Origin of the sequence: Pedobacter sp. PACM 27299 (assembly GCF_001412655.1) — a bacterium.
Lineage (GTDB): Bacteria > Bacteroidota > Bacteroidia > Sphingobacteriales > Sphingobacteriaceae > Pedobacter.
This window is the reverse complement of the sequence record NZ_CP012996.1, coordinates 1466068-1485836: the sequence shown is the minus strand read 5'-3', so window position 1 is coordinate 1485836 and position 19769 is coordinate 1466068. Positions and strand designations below refer to the sequence as shown.

Below are 19769 nucleotides of genomic sequence, written 5' to 3'. Positions count from 1 at the left end.
CAATCGGGGTCCCTGTTTAAGGGGTTACTATAATTTGCTTTCCATTTACGCGGAAATGCACTTTAAAGAAGCTAAGGATATCCAGCACCTGCGAGAGGTTACTGTTTCTGTCAATTTCTCCTGAAAATTGTCTGGCAGGAAGTGCCCCTTCATAGGTTACGTCTAAATCGTACCAACGGGCTACAGAACGCATCACACTTTCCAGATTGGCGTCTTCAAATTTAAACACCCCATTTTTCCAGGCCACAGCTTCATCTTCTTTGTCATAATTAACAAGGAATTGATTTCCAGTCCATGCAGCTTGCTGTCCTGGTTTCAATATTAAAGAACGGTCTGCTCTTTCTTTACTCCATACTTTTACTGCACCTTCCAATAGCGTGGTTTTCGTACTTGGTTCATCCGTATAAGCATTGATATTAAAATGAGTACCGAGTACTTCTACCGTTTGTGTGCTGGTAGACACCTTGAATGACTGTGCAGGATTTGCTTTAGCTACTTCAAAATACGCTTCTCCAGTTAGGCTCACCTCTCTGTTTTCTCCAGTAAAGGCGGTAGGGTAACGTAAAGAAGATGCAGCATTCAGCCACACCTTAGTCCCATCAGGAAGATTGATCTGGTATTGTCCACCTTTAGGAGTAGCAATCGTATTCATCGCCGTTTTTACGGTGTTCGATTTTAGCGCTGCTGAAACCGTATACACCAGCTGACCGTCCTTGGTTTTAGTGATGGTGATGCCAGATTGTTCTGCTAGTTTACCGTTTCCAGCTTCATCCAGCGTAATCTGCTGACCATCGGCAAGGGTTAACACTGCTTTATTGCCGCCTGGAAGGATGGGCTTTTTAATGCCATAATTCTCTTCCGTGGATAAATCAGCAAGTTTATGAGCAGCGTTGTTATTGCTAAAAAGATATAAAGCGATTCCTGCAACCATTAGCACGGCAGCAGCGGTGGCAATACGCGGCCATAAAACAGTTTTTTTAACTGGCATTTCTGCTGTTTCATGGATGGGTAATCTGTCCCAGATCCTATCCGTCGCCGCTTCGAGATCTGAGGACGCTAACTCCGCTCCTTCTTTTGAGAATTTCAGATACCAGGTTTCTACAATTGCTTTTTCCGCATCTGTACAATTTCCTGCTTTATATTTGTCTAATAATTCTTTTGCCTGCATACCAATTTTAACCGCTAATTACCTTATAGACGGTTAGCCTGGACCTTGGGCGTAAAAAAAAATGATTTTTTTTATCTATAGCTGATGTACAGCAGATAAATAACAATACCGAACTTCCCTCTGAGGATTTTAAGTGCATTATTGACATGCTTTTTGACGGTAGATTCTGAAAGATCCAATTGCACAGCAATCTCCTTATGACTAAGGTTAGCCTTTCTACTCAGTTCAAAAACTGCTTTCATTTTTGGCGGCAATGCGGTGATTTCTTTTTCGATCAGGGCTGTCAGTTCATTAGCCCTTACTAAATGGTCAGTCTGGCCTTCACTATGGTCAATAAAATACTGTAGGGAAACCATGTATTCCGAAGCTACCTTTTTATGAGAAATCAAATCTATAATCCGATTTCTAACTGCCTGATAAAGGTAACCAGAAAGATGTGTTTTTAAAATCAGGTCATTTCTTTTGGTCCAGAGACTGGCGAAAAGCTCATGAACTACATCATCCGCTTCTGGCTGATTTCTGAGTTTGTTATAGGCGTGGATGTACAATAAGCCTTTATACCGGTTGTAAATTTCGGTAAAAGCAGCCTTGTCACCCTCTTTCAAATGGGCAACTAAATCAATATCAGCTAAGGCGGTGTACGAAGTCATTATTCAGGATTTATTCCCATTTTTCAGAAAGATCCTCCTCAATATTAATTATTTTTTCTGTAAAAATCAGTCCATAGCAGTATGAACAAATTGTTAAGCCCAAATAAACTGTTAATTATGAGCAACATACAAACAAATTCATTGGGACTTATTTAATTGGCTGCAGGAATTTAAAGCAGTTAATCCTCTGCTTTTGCGAAATCTTTAACCACTGTACCAAGATCGTAAACAGGGGTCCTCGAGCCAAGTTCAGCAGCAATAATACTACTTCCAGCAGCACTTCTGCTGCCACCTGCGCAATGCACCACAATCGGTTTATCAGCAGGAACCTCTTTGATCCTTTCTCTAAGCTCTCCTAAAGGAATGTTTGTCGAATTGGCGAATACCTTTTTCTTTTTCACTTCATTTTCATTCCTGACATCGATAATGGTAAACTCTTCAGGATTGGCGATAAAGCATTCCAAAGGTAATACAGGCATCAATACATCACCGGAATGCGTTACAAAAGCGGCTTCAATAAAGCCTTCATATCCGATACTTGCAGTCCGCTCAATTAATTCCTTTAAATGTGCCGGACTTGAAGCTGTTAAATAGAAGTGTTCTCCGGGTCTGATGATACTGCCCAGCCAGGTTTCGAACTTTTTACCATATACAATATTAACTGCTCCAGGAAAATGACCAGCTTTAAATTCAGCTTCGGGACGGGCATCTACCACGATAATGGTGGCATTAATTTCTTCCAGTTCCGGCTGTTTGATGAGCTCAACCTGATCTACTAAGGGCTTAAAAGGAGCTGCACCTTTTCTGTTCAGGTCTACATCATAACCAAAATATTTAGGAATAAATGGCTGATCGGTGGTCAGCTCTTTAATAAAATCATCCACTGTCATTTCCTGCAGTGACCAGTTGCTGATTTTTTCCGCTCCGATAGTGCTCGAATTTGCCGTACTTAAGGCCTTACCGCATAATGTACCCGAACCATGAGCAGGGTATACGATTACCTCATCTCCTAACACCATCAATTTATCCCTTAGTGAGTGGTACATTTGCAGGGCGAGTTTTTCTCTTTTCGCTTGTAAGTTGCCTGCCGATTCTCTTAAATCCGGTCTGCCGCAATCACCGATAAACAAGGTATCACCAGTAAAAACCGCTGTAGCTTTGCCATCATGTTCCAGCAATACCGAAATACTATCTGGAGAATGACCTGGCGTATGAATACTGGTCAGTTTTATTTTACCAAAGCTAAGCGTCTCTGCTTCATCAAAATGATGCACCGGATAAGCGACACCAGTTAAGCTATGTGCATATATTTTAGCACCGGTAGTTTCATGAATTTCCAGGTGGCTGCTCACAAAATCGGCATGAGGATGTGTTTCTATTACCCCAATAATCTGAGCCTCAAATTTCTTTGCAAATTCATAATACGGTTCAGGATTACGCGCAGGATCAATCAATACGATTTTTTGCTCACATTCGCTCAATATTGCATAGCTATAATGGGCTAAAAACTCATCTTTAAACTGTTCTATAATCATCTTTTATTTATTTAAATTAAAAACTTAATCTATGCCTTATTAGCGTTGATCATATACAAATTTCAGTATAAAAAAGCAGTTGTTTTGTGACTTATATCACATAGCAGCATGTACCTGGTCAATACTGCTTTTTTATGTTTCTTTTAATGCGGCAATTTATTTTTTAACAATCCATAAAGGTAAGTTCCGAGTAAAGCGCCAAAAATGACAATGACCATGGTTAAATAACCATAACCAAGGTTTACAAACATCGGGCCCGGACAGGCACCGGTTAGGGCCCAGCCCAGACCAAAAATTGTTCCTCCAATGATGTATTTTTTATACTGCCTGTCTTTATCAGGAAAAACAATCGGCTGATTTTCAGAATCTTTCAGATGGAACTTTTTAATCAGGAACACGGCAATCACACCAAGCACCACTGCCGTTCCAATGATTCCATACATATGAAATGATTGAAAACGGAACATTTCCTGGATTCGAAACCAGGAAACGGCTTCAGATTTACTCATGATGATGCCGAAAAGGATGCCGGCAAGGATATATTTTAATGTTTTCATGTTGTTTCTTTAATAATTTACAATCGTTATTTTACTAAACTATCTATCAAATTGGCTTTACTGATGATTCCTTAAATCAGGGAAGGCAGGATCAGCCAGGTCATCAATAATCCGCCGATAAAAAAACCAATGACGGCAATCAAAGAAGGCAGCTGTAGGTTTGATAAGCCTGAAATCGCATGACCAGAAGTACAGCCACCAGCATATCTGGAACCGAAACCAACCAAAATCCCTCCTGAAAGCAATAAAATCCAAGTTTTCGGCGAAGCTAATGCCTCTAAAGAAAACAGCTCATCTGGATTTAGACCTCCGTTAAAATGAATGCCCATCGCCTGAAGATCTTTTATGGTAGCTGCTGATAAATCCAGCGCATTGGGATTGGCCAGGAATTCTTTAGAAATCCAGCCTCCAATGATAGCACCTATCAAAAACATCAGATTCCAGCGCTGCGCTTTCCAGTTGAAATCAAAGAATTTCACTTTTTTACCTGCTCCAGCCATACTGCAGATTGTCCTTAGATTAGAAGAAAATCCAAAGGACTTACCCCAAAAATTGAGTAACAACATCACTACCACAATCATCAAACCCGAAAAGTACCAAGGCCAGGGTTGTTTTATAAACTCTATTATCATATTCATATTTCTGTTAATTATTTACGTTTCAGTAGACACCATTTAAAATGTTGACTGCAATACTTTTTAATGAAAAATCTCTTTAGTCAGGATATACAGCCCCATGATCAGCACAAACCATCCAAAGCCAATTTTCAGCTTCCTGCTATCTACCTTCCTGCTGATATTACCTCCTATAAAAATCCCGGCAATAGCAATCAGTGTAATCTTTAATAAAAATTCCCAATTGATTTCGAAATGACCAAAATCTCCGGAAAACCCAATTAAGGAATTGAGTGCGATGATGAACAGAGAAGTACCGATCGCTTCTTTCATAGGCAATCCCAATAATACCACCAATGTAGGAATGAGTAAAAATCCTCCTCCGGCACCCAGCAAACCAGTGGTTAAGCCGATTCCAATGCCAAAAAAAGTCAATTTCGCAAGGTTTGGACTTTTTACAGCAACAGATTCCGCAGTATTATCCTTCCCACTTCTGATCATGGCAATTGCAGCAATCACCATCAGTATGGCAAAAAGTACCATCATCAACATCCTTTCGGTCAATTGAAAATGCTCAAAAGAAGCAATTTGATGCGGGATCACTGGAATTAAAAACTTTCTGGTCAGCCATACCGTAGTCACGGAGCTCAATCCAAACAATAATGCTGTTTTTACCTGTACATGGCCATTTCTATAATTCTGGAAGGCACCCACCAAACTCGTACTCCCCACAATAAACAAGGAGTATGAAGTGGCCAGCAATGGAGAAACGCCAAATAAATACACCAATACAGGCACCGTCAAAATCGACCCGCCGCCGCCTACTAAACCTAATGAAATACCAATCAGCGCTGAGGCCAGGTATGCAATAACTTCCATATTTTATTCCTTTAGAACAAAGCTATAGATTCTGCACCTGACTTACGGTGACAAAAGTCACGCAGTATTATTTTATCATTTCAATATAATTTCGGTACAACTTGATTTCACCCCTTTGCTCCATCTTCTTCAGTAATCGGGAGATCACCTCTCTCGAAGAATTCAGGTCGCTGGCCACCTCCTGATGAGTCAGATGAAGCTCATTGCTTTGGACTTGCTGCTGTTGTTTTTCTAAGTAAAACTTTAACCTTTCGTCCAGCCCTTTAAAAGCGATGCCATCAATCACCTCCAGCAGCTCTTCAAATCTAGAACGGTAAGTTTCCATTACAAAATAATACCAGCTTGGAAATTGCTTCATCAGCTCATCCATCAAGGCAATAGGCACCATTAAAATGGTACTGTCTTCAATTGCTTTCCCCATAATCCCGCTGGACTCCTGTTTTGCAGCGCAAATCATCGATAACGCACAGGCATCACCTGGCTGCAGGTAATACATAAAAAACTCATTCCCATCGGTGCCTTCCCGATACAGCTTCACCCGTCCTTCTACAATTAAAACTGTAGACCTAAAATATTGCCCGGTTTGCATCAGGTGTTCTCCAGCTTTAACCGATTTGATCGTAACCTGCTCAATTAACGTCTTTTTTAAAGCCGGTTCAAACTGAGGAAAAAGCGTATTTATATAATGACTGATATTTGAGGAATTCATATATTCTTTTTGAAGTATTGCTGATGCTTTAAACTTATTACTGGATTTAGTACTTATTGCTATCCCCAAATTCTAAGTTTAGAATTCAGTTAAGAATAAGCTTAAGTGAAAGAGTAATCACAGATTTAGATTGACTAACCTTTAATTATTGCCTAAATTTAGCCAATTGTTCAAAACACCAGACCTTGAAATATACAGAAAAAAAAATCATTTCAGTATCAGGCGCCCCTTTGTTATCACTTCAGCAGGTTGATGCGAAGCAGCTTGGCGAGCCTGTATCCTATCCGGTTTATACCATTCTGTTTATTCCAAAAGGGAAGGGTTCTTTTCAGGCTGATTTCGGCAACTTCTCTTTTGAAGGACCAATCATCTTTTTTGCCACCCCTTTTCAGACCATCTATTTTAAAGATATTCCAAAAACGAAAGTGATGATGCTGCAGTTTCATGGTGATTTTTACTGTATCGCCTACCATAAAGCGGAAGTAGCCTGCAATGGTCTCTTGTTTAACAACATTTTTCTTGAGCCATCCATCAATTTAAACCAAGAGGAAGCACAATCATTTGATCATTTGTTAGGGCAGCTACAAGCAGAGCTAAACCAGGAACAGCCCAATGAGGTAGTACTCACGGCATACCTGCAGTTGTTTCTGGCACAATCCAGCCGCATTAAATTAAAATCAAAACCAGCAGCAATACAGCCGGTAAAAGAAGAATTGATGGAAGCCTTTCAAAGCGCATTGGAAGAGAACTTCCTGAGCCTTCGTAAACCTGCAGATTATGCAGAGCTGCTCCACCTCAACCCCAATACCTTTAGCAAACGCTGTAAAAGGTATTTCGGTAAAACACCAACCATCCTGATTCAGGAACGCCTGATACTGGAAGCTAAAAAACTGCTGCATCTGACCAGAAAAAGCATTAAAGAAGTTGCTTACGCACTTAATTTTGAAGATGAATACTATTTCAGCCGCTTCTTCAAAAAGATGACAGGGGTATCACCGCAAATCTTCAGGGAAAAGACCGGAATTTCAATAGTGGCTGATTTGTCCATCTAATCGGAGGTATAGTCCATGGTCTGATCCTTATACTATCCCGACCTTTACCAGCTCAATATATATGCTATGTCTGGTCAATTTACTACCCTCCTTCAAACCCTTGCGGGTTTATCTTCCCTGAGTATCCGTTTAATTCGAATTGCAATTGCCATCGTCCTGATTTGGATTGGCGGTTTAAAAGTTTATCACTATGAAGCAGAGGGGATTGTGCCATTTGTGGCCAATTCAGCACTGATGTCTTTCTTTTATGCAGATCCAACCGGATATAAACCCTACATGCAGAAAGAAGGAGAAGCAAATCCCGAAAAAATCGCCTGGCATAGCGCCAACCACACCTATCTGTTTTCTTATGGATTAGGTACGGTACTCGTTTTAATGGGCATCACCTTATTATTAAACCATTATCATCCAGGGATTGGGATGGCTGGAGCAGCATTGGTGATCCTCATGTCGGTAGTTACCCTATCCTTTTTAATCAGCACAAAAGAATCCTGGGTACCGGATCTTGGAGATCCTAACCATGGATTTCCACTCCTTTCCGCACGCGGCAGACTGGTCATAAAAGACCTGATCATGATGGCAGGGGCTTTTACTGCCTTATGTGATTCTGCCAGACAATACCTGATCAGAAATAAGCAGCCAGTTAATCTTTAGGATCTTTCCGGAGATCAGTAATGTAAAAAAATACACCAACGACTATAAATAAACCACCCAGAAAAGCGAGCCAGGGGAAAGTTCTGATTCCCTGGATATACATTGGTCTGGTATGTCCATCAACGGTGTTTACATAGTTTAAATCTTGAATCATTAGTATACCGGCGATAGCCATGACAATCCCCAGAATGACGAGCATTATACTTGTTCTTTTCATCACAAGATCAGGTTTAAATAGTTCTCTTTAATCACCTTCCCCCATCCTAAACTTTCCATACAACATCAGCAGTATCATCATTGTTTTGATGGCCTGTATTTTCATCACAAACCTACTTTCAACTCCAAATCAAACGGTTGCGCTATTTTTTTTTCCACAGCAGTGATAAATAACACCTAATTTTAATATAAAAATCAACACAACCGTTTTTATGAAAAAATACTTTGTCCCATTTATTTTGGTTTTTCTCGCCGGGGCTGCATCGGCACAGGAGCTGAAATATACCAATGGAAAGGATACCTGGAATCCAGACTCCCTGGGCAACCACCGTGTGGTGCTCCAGGTGACCAGCAGTGGAGCCGTTGCAAAGGCTGTCATTCCATGGCGCAGAAGGGACCTGCAACCAGAACTAAAAGAAATTTGGGTGGTAGATGCAAAAACCAACCAGATGGTAAAACAACTGAAGATTGGCGAAATCAATAGGGAACAAGGCACCATTTATTTTGAACCGAGTTCTGGAATTGGCACTTACTATGTATATTACCAACCTTACAAAGTAGATGGCCGTTCTAATTACCCGAATGCCATTTACCTGCAGAGAAAAACCAGCGCGAATACTTCCTGGCCATCGGCAGCAGCAAACCTGGCTACCGTAAAAATCCAGGAAATTGAATCGGTGAATGCCATGAACAGCAATTATCCGATGGAGGTGATCGCGACAGCAAAAGAAACTAAAGACCTGATCAAAGCACATCCGCAGCAAGCTTATTTTGTATTTCCGGAAGACCGCCTGAATCCAATAAAAATGACCGATGATCTGCCGCAGCGCTGGATCATGAAAGGCTGGAAACCGCTGTTTTCAGGTACCGCGGCAAAGGGAGAAAACTACGCATTTCAACTGGGCATTTATCCAGTGAAACAGGACTTAAAAAATGTACAGCTAAAATTTACCGACCTTAAAAGTAAAAGCGGAGCGCGCCTGCCCGCCAGCATACTCTCCTGCCTGAATACGGATGGCAAAGATTGGAACACACAAACCTTACATAAAACGGTAGATGTTGCCAAAGCTCAGGTTCAAGCCCTTTGGGTATTGGCTAATTTGCCTAAAAATACGGCTCCCGGAACGTATACTAGTACGGTCACCGTAACTGCCAATGGCGTTCCGGCTACCCCAATCCAGCTGAACCTAACTGTTAGCAACCAAACCTTAGCAGATGGTGGCATCAACGAACCCTGGAAGCAAACTCGTTTAACCTGGCTAAACTCTACCCTTGCACAAAAAAATGACGTCATTGCCCCTTATGTTCCATTGCTGGTCAAAGACCAAAGTATTTCATTACTGGGTAGAAAAGTAACTTTAAACAAAGACGGCTTTCCAGCGCAAATCCAGACTTTCTTTACGCCGGAAATGACGGAATTTTCCAAAACTGGAAAAGATATCCTAACCGAACCGATCCATTTCCATGTAAAAAACAGCAAGAACAAAGATTTCGTATGGAAAAACGGTCCATTAACCTTTACCGAACAGCAGCCGGGAACGGTAAAATGGAATAACACAAACACTTCCGACAGTCTAAAAATGGAAGTAGGAGCTACGATAGAATTTGATGGCTTTCTTTCTTATACCGTGAAATTGATTGCCCTGCAGGACCTGAAACTGAACGATGTCCGCCTGCACATTCCTTTTACTCCAGAGGCTTCCAAATACATGATGGGTCTTGGCTTAAAAGGCGGTAACATGCCGGATTCCTTAAAATGGAAATGGGATGTAGCCCACAAAAATCAGGATGGGGCATGGATTGGCGACGTCAACGCGGGCTTGCAATACACCTTAAAAGACAACCATTATGTCCGCCCGCTCAATACCAATTTCTATTTACAAAAACCTTTGCTGCTCCCTACTTCCTGGGGAAATGAGGGTAAAGGAGGCATCCAGGTGTTTAAAAAAGGAAAAGCGATTTTAGCCGACAACTACAGCGGAGAGCAAATCATGAAAAAGGGAGATACGCTGTATTACAACTTTAATTTGCTCATTACTCCTTTCCACCCAATCAATACCGATTTTCAATGGAGCAACCGCTTTTATCATAAATATGATAATCTTGATACGATCAAAGCTACTGGTGCCAACCTGATCAATATCCACCATGCCACTCCGATCAACCCTTATATCAATTATCCCTTTATCGCGCATAAAGAGATGAAATCATACCTCAATGAAGCACATCTGAAAGGTTTAAAAGTAAAGATCTACAATACTGTTCGTGAGCTATCCAACAGTGCTTATGAAACTTTCCCCTTAAGGAGTCTGGGACATGAGATTTATTCCCCTGGAAATGGCGGAGGTTATTCCTGGCTGCAAGAGCACCTGGGCAAGGATTATATCGCTGCCTGGTATGTACCGGAAATCAAAGATGCAGCGGTGGTGAACAGTGGCATGAGCAGGTGGCACAACTACTATGTGGAAGGTATGAACTGGCTGGTAGAAAATGTAGGCATCGACGGGATTTACCTGGATGATGTTGCTTTTGACCGTACCACTATGAAAAGAATAAAAAGAGTATTGACAAAAGACGGTCATCCGGGAATCATCGATTTACACTCTGCAAATCAGTATAATAAAAGCGATGGTTTTAACAACAGTGCCAACTTATATATGGAGCATTTCCCTTATCTGAACAGGTTATGGTTCGGCGAATATTTCTATTACGACAAGAACAGTCCTGATTTCTTTTTAACAGAAGTCTCTGGTATTCCTTTTGGCCTGATGGGCGAGATGCTGCAGGATGGCGGGAATGCCTGGAGAGGAATGCTGTATGGCATGACCAACAGAATGCCATGGAGTGATGGTGCAGACCCTCGTCCGATCTGGAAAGCATGGGATAACTTTGGCATGCAGGGCAGCAAAATGATCGGTTACTGGGTAGAAAACAATCCAGTGAAGAGCAATGATACCAATGTACCGGTTACTATTTATAAGAAAGATAAAACGGCATTGGTGTCTTTGGCGAGCTGGGCACCAACTGATGTCAGCATTCGTTTAACGATCGACTGGAAAGCATTAAATATCGATCCTGCGAAAGCCAGCATTACCGCAGCGGAGATTAAAAACTTCCAGCCCGCAGCAAGCTTTAATGCAGATCAGGAGATCCCTGTTACCGCAGGAAAAGGCTGGATGTTGGTCATCAAAGAAAAGTAACCAACTCCATTTTACACTAAAATAAAAGTCAAAAAAAATCCCCGCTCCTTTTTCAAGGGCGGGGATTTTTTTATAGTTGTAATTAGATTAGTTGAAGATATATCTAAGACCAACTTGTGCTTGCCATCTTGAATCAAATGCTGATACGCTATATGGTAGACCATCTGAAGGTGCTTTAAAGTTAAAGCCTCTATCAGTAGCCTGAGTAGTATTGTAGTTCACTACAGTATTTGCACTGTTTGGTACAAAGTATTTTCTTCCCCAAGCTTTGTTCAATAAGTTACCAAAGTTGATAATGTCAACAGATAATTGTAATCTGTTTTTTGTATCCTTGATCATGCCACCTAGATCTTGCATGATACGAACATCAAATTGGTGCTCCCAAGGCATTCTAGCTGCATTACGTGCAGTATACTCACCTCTGTGTTTGCTTAAGTAAGGATCGTTGCTGATGTAGTTATCAAGCGCAGTCCACTGTTCTGCAGGTGTAGCACTATTTGGTGAAATGATTACTTTATTGTCTTTATCTCTTGCATAGAAAGGAACTAACTTAATTTCACTTGCATTTCTTGGTACATACAATAAATCATTCTGATTCGCGCCGTCACCGTTAATATCACCTAAATAAAGGTAAGTGAATGGTGAACCAGATTTACCCACGTAGAACATAGAGATCGAAGTTCCGAAAGTTTTGTTTTTACCATAGTTGATACCATAGCTTAAGCTACCAATTACACGATGTCTTAAGTCAAAGTTTGAATAAGAAACCGGTGCATTATTTGGATCGTTAACGATTTGTAAGAACTGCCAGTTCGAATAAGCAGTACTGCTTGCTCCACTATTTACGTCTTCAGATTTACCATAGGTATAAGCAACCATTGCACTTAAACCAAAGTTGAATGATTTAGACAGTTGTCCACTTAAACTGTATGATGAACCTTTATCCGTATTGTCTAATAAAAGTACGTTCGTGAAAGTTGAATTCACTTTTCCACCATAAACAGGTCTGTTATCTTGTCCACCTGAAAGGTTTGCAGGAAGCGTACCTGTCTGACCTTTGATGTTGATGTTAGAATAAGTAACGTTGTTTACAGTTTTAGAGTAAATACCATCTATAGTAGCAAGAACACCACCTGGTAATTTAATATCTGTTCCTAAGCTATAACGTAATACTTGTGGTAATTTAAACTTACTAGCTAATAAATTCACTTCATAAGTTTTACCTTGAGTACCTGCAGTACTTTGTTGATTTGGATCTGGTACAAAAGCAGGTGGATTGTTTTGATCTACACTACCATATAACATACCACTGTTAGTAAACTGATTGGCCATCCAAACAAAAGGAACTCTACCAGTAAATAGTCCAATACCACCTCTTAATTGAACCGTTCTGTTACCCGATAAATCCCAGTTAAAGCCTACTCTTGGAGAAACAAGGATTTGTCCACTTGGCAACTGATCTGTATTTAATCCAGGGAAAGTTGTTGGAACTAGGGGATTAAGTGCTGGTTTATCGAAGAATAGAGGTACATCAACTCTTAACCCAGCTGTCAATTTAAAGCTTTCATCAACTTCGATTTCATCCTGGAAATAGAAACCTAACTGTGCTGCTGCAAACTCAGCTGCCGGGCGATCATCACCTGGAACGATTGAATATGCGGCCTGAACTCTGCTAGGAATTTTATTGTTAAAATCTGTAATATTGTTGAACTGATAGAAACCGTTGATGTTGTTGATGAATAAGTTTCTGAATTTAAAGAACTCATTGTGCGTACCTAAAGTGAAGGTATGTTTACCTGCAAATAATTTAAGGTTATCTGTGAATTCAAAGATATCCTGATCTAATTCATTCGCTCCAGAACTTCTTTCTGAACCTAAAGTTACAGATTGTCCAGAAACATTACCGATGTTATTGATCGTGATTTGAGGGAATAACTGTCCATTTATAGCTCTGCTGTCTCTGATTCTTGAATAACCTACGATCAGGTTATTAGAAAGATTCTCGTTGAAACGGCTTCTCAATTCTAAAACAGATACATTTTGACTGTTTTTGAATCTGTAACCGTTATTTCCGAAACGGAAACCAGTTGTACTTCTTGAAAGGTTATCATCAAATGCATTGATGTAATTGTGACGTAAAGTCAATTGATGTTTATCACTAATATTCCAATCTAAACGTGCGAAATATTTATTGCTTTGCGTCTGATTCTGAGTTTCACCATAAGAACCTGCATCATAACCATACTCTTTTTTAACAAAGTCAGAGATTTTCTGTGCCTCATCTGTAGTAAGCACTGCTCTAGGATCACCAGCATTAAAAGAAGTCGGCGCTTGAATACGAGTTGCTTCTACACTTGTAAATAAGAATAATTTGTTTTTAACGATTGGTAATCCAATACGTGCACCGTAAGTAGTATTGTAAAAATCACTTGCTTTGGTATTCAAACCATCTACACTTTTACCAATTGTATTCTGGTTTCTACCTAAGAAATAAGCAGAACCTTCTACTGTATTAGTACCTGAACGGGTAATTGCATTTACACCACCTCCTGTAAAACTACCTTGAGTTACATCGTAAGGTGCAACTACTACTTGAACTTCTTGAATTGCATCTAAAGAGATTGGTTGTGTACCGGCAGGTCCACCTGGAGTACCATTTGCAGATAAACCAAAAACGTCATTGTTTACCGCACCATCAATAGTGATGTTGTTGAAACGATTGTTGGCACCAGCAAAAGAGTTACCGTTAGCCTGAGGTGTTAAACGCGTAATATCAGAAAGACTTCTGCTCAAAGTTGGCATTTCTTCAATTTGTTTTTTGCCGATAGTAGTAGAAGCGCCTGTTCTTTTACTGTTCAATACGGTGCTATTTTTTCCTACAACCTGTACTTCCTGTAATTCTTGTCCGCCTTCAGTCATTTTAATTTTAAGCGTAAATGTTTCGCCTAATTTCAAATAAATACCTTCAATTTTCTCTACTTTGTAACCGATATAACTAGCAGTTATGGTATAAGGACCACCAGTATTAATGTTTACAAAATTGTACCTTCCATCTGTATTAGAAGACGCAGTATAACGCGTTCCTGTAGGATTGTGAACAGCTACTATGGTTGCTCCCGGCAATGGACCTTTTGCATCAGCAATAACTCCATTTAAATTTGATGTAGTAACCTGAGCATTTACATTGGTGATGAATCCAACGAAAGCAAAAATGATTACCGCAACCTTAAATAGTAAAGATTTCTTCATACTTTTTTTAATTAATGTTTGTTTTTTTATGATACTACAATACAATATAACGGCACAAAGGTAAAAATTAAATCATCCAGGATCATGATTCCAATGTTAAATTATTATTAAATATCACAATAATTTTCAACATTTAACATCTTCTTTAACATATCTAACGTACAGTTTGTCAGTATTTTGTTAAATTACAAAATAAATACAACATCTGTGTTTAGAGGCCCCTTTTTAAATTAAAGCCCTGAAAAGCAGTGTACAAAAATCTAACAGGCGGTATTAATGAACAATTTTTTTAATTTTGGCAATTACTTAAGTTAAAAATTCCTTTATATAAGATATGAACTACGATGTAATTGTAATTGGCAGCGGTCCTGGTGGATATGTAGCTGCAATAAGAGCTTCTCAGTTAGGTTTAAAAACTGCGGTAGTAGAACGCGAATCTTTAGGCGGAATCTGCCTTAATTGGGGATGTATCCCAACCAAAGCCTTATTGAAAAGTGCACAGGTTTTTGAATATATCAATCATGCTGCTGAATACGGTATTAAAACTGCGGAGGCTGAGGCCGATTTCGCAGCAGTAATCAAACGTAGCCGTGGTGTTGCTGATGGCATGAGCAAGGGTGTTCAATTCTTGATGAAAAAGAACAAAATTGACGTGATCATGGGCACTGGTAAAGCTAAACCTGGAAACAAGGTGGAAGTGAAAGCAGCGGATGGTACTATAAAAGACTACACTGCAACCAGCATAATTCTAGCTACTGGTGGTAGATCAAGAGAATTGCCGAACCTGAAACAAGATGGTAAAAAAATCATTGGATACAGACAGGCGATGGTATTACCTGAGCAGCCTAAATCTATGGTGGTAGTTGGATCTGGTGCTATTGGTGTTGAATTTGCTTACTTCTATGCTACTTTAGGTACTAAAGTAACGGTAGTAGAATTCATGGACAATATTGTTCCGGTTGAAGACGAAGACGTTTCTAAACAATTGCTGCGCAGCTTTAAAAAAGCAGGCATCGAAGTGATGACTTCTTCCAGCGTAGAATCTGTAGACACTAGTGGCACTGGCTGTAAAGTTCAGGTAAAAACAGCTTCAGGTATGCAGACTCTAGAATGCGACATCGTTCTTTCTGCTGCTGGTGTAGTTGCAAACATCGAAAACATCGGTTTAGAAGAAACTGGCATTAAAACTGAAAAAGGTAAAGTGATCGTAGATGAATTCTACAGCACTAACGTTAAAGGTTACTATGCAATTGGTGATATTGTTCCTGGTCAGGCATTGGCTCATGTAGCTTCTGCAGAAGGAATCATCTGTGTAGAGAAAATTGCTGGTCAGAAACCAGAACCTTTAGATTACAATAACATCCCTGGATGTACCTATTGCAGTCCTGAGATTGCTTCTGTTGGTTATACGGAGAAAGCAGCAAGAGCTGCCGGATATGAATTGAAAATTGGTAAATTCCCATTCTCAGCTTCAGGTAAGGCAAGTGCAGCAGGCGCTAAAGATGGTTTTATTAAAATGATCTATGATGCAAAATACGGCGAATTACTAGGTGCTCACATGATTGGTGCCAATGTAACTGAACTGATCGCTGAAATCGTAGTTGCCCGTAAACTGGAAACTACAGGACACGAAATGTTAAAAGCGGTTCACCCACACCCGACTATGAGTGAGGCTATTATGGAAGCTACAGCTGATGCTTACGGTGAAGTGATTCATTTATAAATTATAAAATCGCCTTTTCTTAAGATAGGCTGATTGTTTTAAAAAACCTGTTGAGTTTTTCAACAGGTTTTTTTTTTACTTTTATCTTTTTCAATTACTAATTCTAGCTGCGCATGAAATTACATACCATCAATACCGGTTTATTTAAATTAGATGGCGGTGCCATGTTTGGAGTAGTGCCAAAATCGATCTGGCAGAAAACTACGCCTGCCGATGCCAATAATATGTGTACCTGGGCCATGCGCTGCCTGCTAATTGAAGACGGAAACCGATTGATTTTAGTCGACAATGGGATTGGTGATAAACAGGATGAGAAGTTTATGGGCCATTATTACCTTCATGGTGAGGATACCCTTGACAAATCACTGGCTGCCAAAGGATTTTCCAGAGCAGACATTACCGATGTTTTCTTGACCCATCTACATTTTGACCATTGCGGGGGCTCTATTATCCGCCAGGGCGATAAACTCAGACCAGCCTTCAACAATGCGTTTTATTGGAGCAATGCGAAACATTGGGATTGGGCAGTAAACCCAAACGACAGAGAGAAAGCATCTTTTTTAAAAGAAAACATCCTCCCTATCCAGGAAAGCGGACAATTGCGTTTTGTTGCTGATGAAGAAGGCGTTCAATTTCATGAAGGCATCAATATTCGTTTTGCTTATGGCCATACTGATGCCATGATGCTGCCACAGATTCAATATAAAGGGCATACTATTGTATATATGGCCGACTTACTGCCTTCCGTAGGACACATCCCTTTGCCTTATGTGATGGCTTATGATATGTTTCCTTTGAAAACACTGACTGAAAAAAAATCATTCCTAGAGGAAGCCGCTGAAAAACAATACATCTTATTCCTGGAACACGATGCAGTAAATGAATGTTGCACGCTTCAGCAAACGGAAAAAGGCATCAAGCTGGATCGTACATTCGATCTCGCCAGTCTATAGCTTCACTAAACCTCAATCAAGCCTCCATTTAACGCCTACTTAAATCGGATTCTCATCTTATTGGCCTTTCCCCAAAACCTATTATTGTTTTGCTATTGTTTTGCTGCCTCAAAAGAAAAGCAAAACAATAGCAAAAGAAAAGCAAAACAATAGCAAAACAGATAGCGAACAAATCCCAATCTCTCCCCAGCAACTATCCCTGATTTTCAGTTCCTTTTATTGATTTTAAAGTCGCTAAATTCTGTCATTTTTTGAAATTTGAATTTTAACCAGGAAATCAACTAGAAATAAACATTTCTAATTACCCTAATTTATTTCTTAAACAACAAACACAGTCCTGCCAAAGCTGGCCCAATTTCCGCGCTAAATCCTGATAATGAATAGAATGATCGATATCAAAATATTGTTTTGATATCCATTTTTTTATATATTGAAATAAAAATTTCAACCTGGATACAAAAAACCAATTAAACGATTATGGGAAAATTCGAAATCAAAACAAGGAAAAACGGCGAATTTCAATTCGATTTGAAAGCAGGCAATGGCCAGGTCATACTCACTAGTGAAGGCTATACTGCAAAAGCTAATTGTCATAACGGCATTGAATCCGTTAAGAAAAACGCTAAAGATGACAGCAAATTTGAAAGAAAGACTTCCAGTAATGGCAAACCATATTTCAATCTAAAGGCAACCAACGGACAGGTAATTGGTACCAGCGAAATGTATGAATCGGAGGCCAGTCGCGAAAATGGCATTGAATCCGTTAAAAAGAATGCACCAGATGCGGAGGTTGTGGATCTCAGCTAAGCTTGATAAAACTCAGCATAAAAAAGTAAAGCCTGTTCTTTTTCATCGAAAGCGGACAGGCTTTACTTTTTTTCTCTCTTCTTCATTTAATTCTTCCTGCTGGTAAGCCAGCAAATCCCCAGGCTGACAATCCAATACCCGACAGATAGCGTCCAGCGCTTCAAATCGAATTGCTTTTGCTTTTCCTGTTTTCAAAATTGACAAGTTTGACATTGTGATTCCTACTTCCTGTGTTAAACTAGTCAACGACATTTTTCGCTTGGCCAGCATCACGTCTAAATTTACTACTATTGCCATATTTATTTCCTTATTTACGCTTAAATTGCTTCGGTATTGCTATCGCTGCAAAGTTAGGCTGATCCTGCGTACAAAAACTATCATTTTACACTATTGTCCAAAAAACAGGACCCTTAAAAGCACAATAATAAAATCTTCATCTGCCAATAATTCTTAATTTTTCCGCATTCTTCTCCGCTATAACATTTTTTTGTACTTTTTTTCAGTTCTTTTTGCTTTATGTCAACTGACAGTTTCGCTATCTTTCCCGAAATTAATATTCCGCAATAAACATTTTCACATTCTGACTTATGCTAGACAATCTCTAATTAAGTACAAACATAACTGATTTGTTATTGTTTATCAATATTTATTTATTGAATAACAATACACATCTTGATATTCATAATACCGCCATAAAATACTGACAAAAGTATTTTGGAATAATTATTGCTACTTAAATTCCGTAGAAATAGCAGTTGTAAACTGTAACATTTTCAGGAATTTATGTTTTCAAATTGCTTTTAAATTCTTACTTTTGCAAGTTCAAACACATAACGAGTACCAAAGCATATAAATGAGACAACTCAAAATCACGCAATCCATTACCAATCGCGAAAGTCAATCTTTAGACAAATACCTTCACGAAATTGGTAAAGTAGATTTAATCACCGCCGAAGAAGAAGTAATATTAGCAAGAAAAATACGCGAGGGAGATCAGGCCGCATTAGAGCGTTTAACCAAAACGAATTTACGTTTTGTGGTTTCAGTAGCAAAGCAATATCAAAATCAAGGTTTAACACTAGGAGATTTAATCAACGAAGGTAACCTGGGTTTAATTAAGGCTGCAAAGCGTTTTGACGAGACTAAGGGTTTCAAATTTATCTCTTATGCTGTTTGGTGGATTCGTCAATCTATATTGCAGGCTATTGCTGAACAAAGTCGTATCGTACGTTTGCCATTAAACCAGGTCGGTTCATTAAGCAAAATCAGCAAGGCTTTTTCTAAATTAGAGCAGGAATTTGAACGTGAGCCTTCTCCGGAAGAATTGGCAGATATCTTAGAAACTACAGTAGATAAAATCTCTGATACTTTAAGTAACTCCGGCCGTCACGTATCAATGGATGCACCATTTGTTCAGGGAGAAGAAAATACATTGTTAGATGTATTGGAAAATCATGAGCCAAATACGGATAGCAGTTTGATCAATGAATCTCTTTCTGAGGAAATCAAACGTTCTCTTTCAACTTTAACTGAGCGTGAGCGCGAGATTATTGTACTTTTCTTCGGATTGAGCACAAACCATCCACTGTCTTTAGAAGAGATCGGTGAGAAATTTAACCTGACACGTGAGCGTGTACGTCAGATTAAAGACAAAGCGTTACAACGTTTACGTCATACTTCAAGAAGTAAAATCTTAAAATCATATTTGGGCTAGTCTATTAGTTCCATTTAACACCTTGTGTGATAAATTTATAAAGTAAAAAGGTTGGGTATCTCGCTCAATCTTTTTTACTTTTGTGGCAT

At 39.5% G+C, this 19769-nt stretch carries 17 protein-coding genes; 7 read left to right on the top strand and 10 right to left on the bottom strand.

From position 1 onward, the window contains the following. Window positions 1-16: 16 nt before the first annotated feature. The 7 genes from AQ505_RS06350 to AQ505_RS06320 form a co-directional block, all read right to left on the bottom strand. The gene (locus tag AQ505_RS06350; RefSeq protein WP_062547405.1) at window positions 17-1168 is read right to left on the bottom strand and encodes a FecR family protein; all 1152 of its coding nucleotides are present in this window, start codon (window positions 1166-1168) and stop codon (window positions 17-19) included. A 71-nt stretch (window positions 1169-1239) separates the two neighbouring features. After that, complete coding sequence (locus tag AQ505_RS06345) at window positions 1240-1818, bottom strand: RNA polymerase sigma factor (RefSeq protein WP_062547404.1); 579 nt, start codon at window positions 1816-1818, stop codon at window positions 1240-1242. A 179-nt stretch (window positions 1819-1997) separates the two neighbouring features. Beyond that, window positions 1998-3353 carry an MBL fold metallo-hydrolase gene (locus AQ505_RS06340; RefSeq protein WP_062547403.1) on the bottom strand — a complete coding sequence of 452 codons (1356 nt, stop codon included), beginning with the start codon at window positions 3351-3353 and terminating at the stop codon, window positions 1998-2000. 143 nt (window positions 3354-3496) lie between these two features. Further along, window positions 3497-3910 (bottom strand): DUF6691 family protein, encoded by a 414-nt coding sequence (locus tag AQ505_RS06335; protein WP_062547402.1) that lies wholly within the window; start codon window positions 3908-3910, stop codon window positions 3497-3499. A gap of 71 nt (window positions 3911-3981) precedes the next feature. Continuing rightward, window positions 3982-4548 (bottom strand): YeeE/YedE family protein, encoded by a 567-nt coding sequence (locus tag AQ505_RS06330; RefSeq protein ID WP_062547401.1) that lies wholly within the window; start codon window positions 4546-4548, stop codon window positions 3982-3984. A 60-nt stretch (window positions 4549-4608) separates the two neighbouring features. Further along, window positions 4609-5403 carry a sulfite exporter TauE/SafE family protein gene (locus AQ505_RS06325; RefSeq protein ID WP_062547400.1) on the bottom strand — a complete coding sequence of 265 codons (795 nt, stop codon included), beginning with the start codon at window positions 5401-5403 and terminating at the stop codon, window positions 4609-4611. A 67-nt stretch (window positions 5404-5470) separates the two neighbouring features. Further along, window positions 5471-6112, bottom strand: coding sequence for a Crp/Fnr family transcriptional regulator (locus tag AQ505_RS06320; RefSeq protein WP_157262215.1), 642 nt, complete (start codon window positions 6110-6112; stop codon window positions 5471-5473). Between the two features lie 185 nt (window positions 6113-6297). Between AQ505_RS06320 and AQ505_RS06315 the strand changes: the two genes are divergently transcribed. Next, the gene (locus AQ505_RS06315; RefSeq protein ID WP_082461433.1) at window positions 6298-7164 is read left to right on the top strand and encodes a helix-turn-helix domain-containing protein; all 867 of its coding nucleotides are present in this window, start codon (window positions 6298-6300) and stop codon (window positions 7162-7164) included. Window positions 7165-7230: 66 nt separating this feature from the next. Next, entirely contained in the window at window positions 7231-7818 is a 588-nt protein-coding gene (locus AQ505_RS06310) for a DUF417 family protein (protein WP_062547399.1), read from the top strand. Here AQ505_RS06310 and AQ505_RS06305 read toward each other — a convergent pair. Continuing rightward, on the bottom strand, window positions 7808-8035 hold the full coding sequence (locus AQ505_RS06305; protein ID WP_157262213.1) for a hypothetical protein: 228 nt from the start codon (window positions 8033-8035) through the stop codon (window positions 7808-7810). The two genes, AQ505_RS06310 and AQ505_RS06305, sit on opposite strands and share 11 nt — an antisense overlap. Window positions 8036-8246: 211 nt before the next feature. On the opposite strand from AQ505_RS06305, the gene AQ505_RS06300 reads away from it, so the two are divergent. Next, the gene (locus AQ505_RS06300; protein WP_062547397.1) at window positions 8247-11234 is read left to right on the top strand and encodes a glycoside hydrolase domain-containing protein; all 2988 of its coding nucleotides are present in this window, start codon (window positions 8247-8249) and stop codon (window positions 11232-11234) included. Window positions 11235-11321: 87 nt separating this feature from the next. On the opposite strand, the gene AQ505_RS06295 is transcribed toward AQ505_RS06300, so the two are convergent. Further along, window positions 11322-14483, bottom strand: coding sequence for a TonB-dependent receptor (locus tag AQ505_RS06295; protein WP_062547396.1), 3162 nt, complete (start codon window positions 14481-14483; stop codon window positions 11322-11324). Window positions 14484-14817: 334 nt separating this feature from the next. On the opposite strand from AQ505_RS06295, the gene lpdA reads away from it, so the two are divergent. From lpdA to AQ505_RS06280, 3 genes are all read left to right on the top strand, one after another. Continuing rightward, window positions 14818-16206, top strand: a complete 1389-nt coding sequence (gene lpdA, locus AQ505_RS06290) for a dihydrolipoyl dehydrogenase (protein WP_062547395.1) — start codon at window positions 14818-14820, stop codon at window positions 16204-16206. A gap of 113 nt (window positions 16207-16319) precedes the next feature. Continuing rightward, window positions 16320-17159, top strand: a complete 840-nt coding sequence (locus AQ505_RS06285) for an MBL fold metallo-hydrolase (RefSeq protein ID WP_062547394.1) — start codon at window positions 16320-16322, stop codon at window positions 17157-17159. A gap of 477 nt (window positions 17160-17636) precedes the next feature. Continuing rightward, on the top strand, window positions 17637-17966 hold the full coding sequence (locus AQ505_RS06280; RefSeq protein ID WP_062547393.1) for a YegP family protein: 330 nt from the start codon (window positions 17637-17639) through the stop codon (window positions 17964-17966). Between the two features lie 42 nt (window positions 17967-18008). On the opposite strand, the gene AQ505_RS06275 is transcribed toward AQ505_RS06280, so the two are convergent. Continuing rightward, window positions 18009-18263: a helix-turn-helix domain-containing protein gene (locus AQ505_RS06275; protein WP_062547392.1), complete on the bottom strand. Its 255-nt coding sequence runs from the start codon at window positions 18261-18263 to the stop codon at window positions 18009-18011. A 556-nt stretch (window positions 18264-18819) separates the two neighbouring features. Between AQ505_RS06275 and AQ505_RS06270 the strand changes: the two genes are divergently transcribed. Further along, window positions 18820-19680, top strand: coding sequence for a sigma-70 family RNA polymerase sigma factor (locus AQ505_RS06270; protein ID WP_062547391.1), 861 nt, complete (start codon window positions 18820-18822; stop codon window positions 19678-19680). Window positions 19681-19769 lie beyond the last annotated feature (89 nt).

Excerpts from the sequence above, each read along its gene's own strand:
- AQ505_RS06280 (WP_062547393.1), top strand. The coding sequence starts at position 17,637 with ATGGGAAAATTCGAAATCAAAACAAGGAAAAACGGCGAATTTCAATTC.
- AQ505_RS06310 (WP_062547399.1), top strand. The coding sequence starts at position 7,231 with ATGTCTGGTCAATTTACTACCCTCCTTCAAACCCTTGCGGGTTTATCT.
- AQ505_RS06330 (WP_062547401.1), bottom strand. The coding sequence starts at position 4,548 with ATGAATATGATAATAGAGTTTATAAAACAACCCTGGCCTTGGTACTTT.
- AQ505_RS06295 (WP_062547396.1), bottom strand. The coding sequence starts at position 14,483 with ATGAAGAAATCTTTACTATTTAAGGTTGCGGTAATCATTTTTGCTTTC.
- AQ505_RS06325 (WP_062547400.1), bottom strand. The coding sequence starts at position 5,403 with ATGGAAGTTATTGCATACCTGGCCTCAGCGCTGATTGGTATTTCATTA.
- lpdA (WP_062547395.1), top strand. The coding sequence starts at position 14,818 with ATGAACTACGATGTAATTGTAATTGGCAGCGGTCCTGGTGGATATGTA.
- AQ505_RS06350 (WP_062547405.1), bottom strand. The coding sequence starts at position 1,168 with ATGCAGGCAAAAGAATTATTAGACAAATATAAAGCAGGAAATTGTACA.
- AQ505_RS06270 (WP_062547391.1), top strand. The coding sequence starts at position 18,820 with ATGAGACAACTCAAAATCACGCAATCCATTACCAATCGCGAAAGTCAA.
- AQ505_RS06345 (WP_062547404.1), bottom strand. The coding sequence starts at position 1,818 with ATGACTTCGTACACCGCCTTAGCTGATATTGATTTAGTTGCCCATTTG.
- AQ505_RS06300 (WP_062547397.1), top strand. The coding sequence starts at position 8,247 with ATGAAAAAATACTTTGTCCCATTTATTTTGGTTTTTCTCGCCGGGGCT.
- AQ505_RS06305 (WP_157262213.1), bottom strand. The coding sequence starts at position 8,035 with ATGAAAAGAACAAGTATAATGCTCGTCATTCTGGGGATTGTCATGGCT.
- AQ505_RS06285 (WP_062547394.1), top strand. The coding sequence starts at position 16,320 with ATGAAATTACATACCATCAATACCGGTTTATTTAAATTAGATGGCGGT.
- AQ505_RS06340 (WP_062547403.1), bottom strand. The coding sequence starts at position 3,353 with ATGATTATAGAACAGTTTAAAGATGAGTTTTTAGCCCATTATAGCTAT.
- AQ505_RS06335 (WP_062547402.1), bottom strand. The coding sequence starts at position 3,910 with ATGAAAACATTAAAATATATCCTTGCCGGCATCCTTTTCGGCATCATC.
- AQ505_RS06320 (WP_157262215.1), bottom strand. The coding sequence starts at position 6,112 with ATGAATTCCTCAAATATCAGTCATTATATAAATACGCTTTTTCCTCAG.
- AQ505_RS06275 (WP_062547392.1), bottom strand. The coding sequence starts at position 18,263 with ATGGCAATAGTAGTAAATTTAGACGTGATGCTGGCCAAGCGAAAAATG.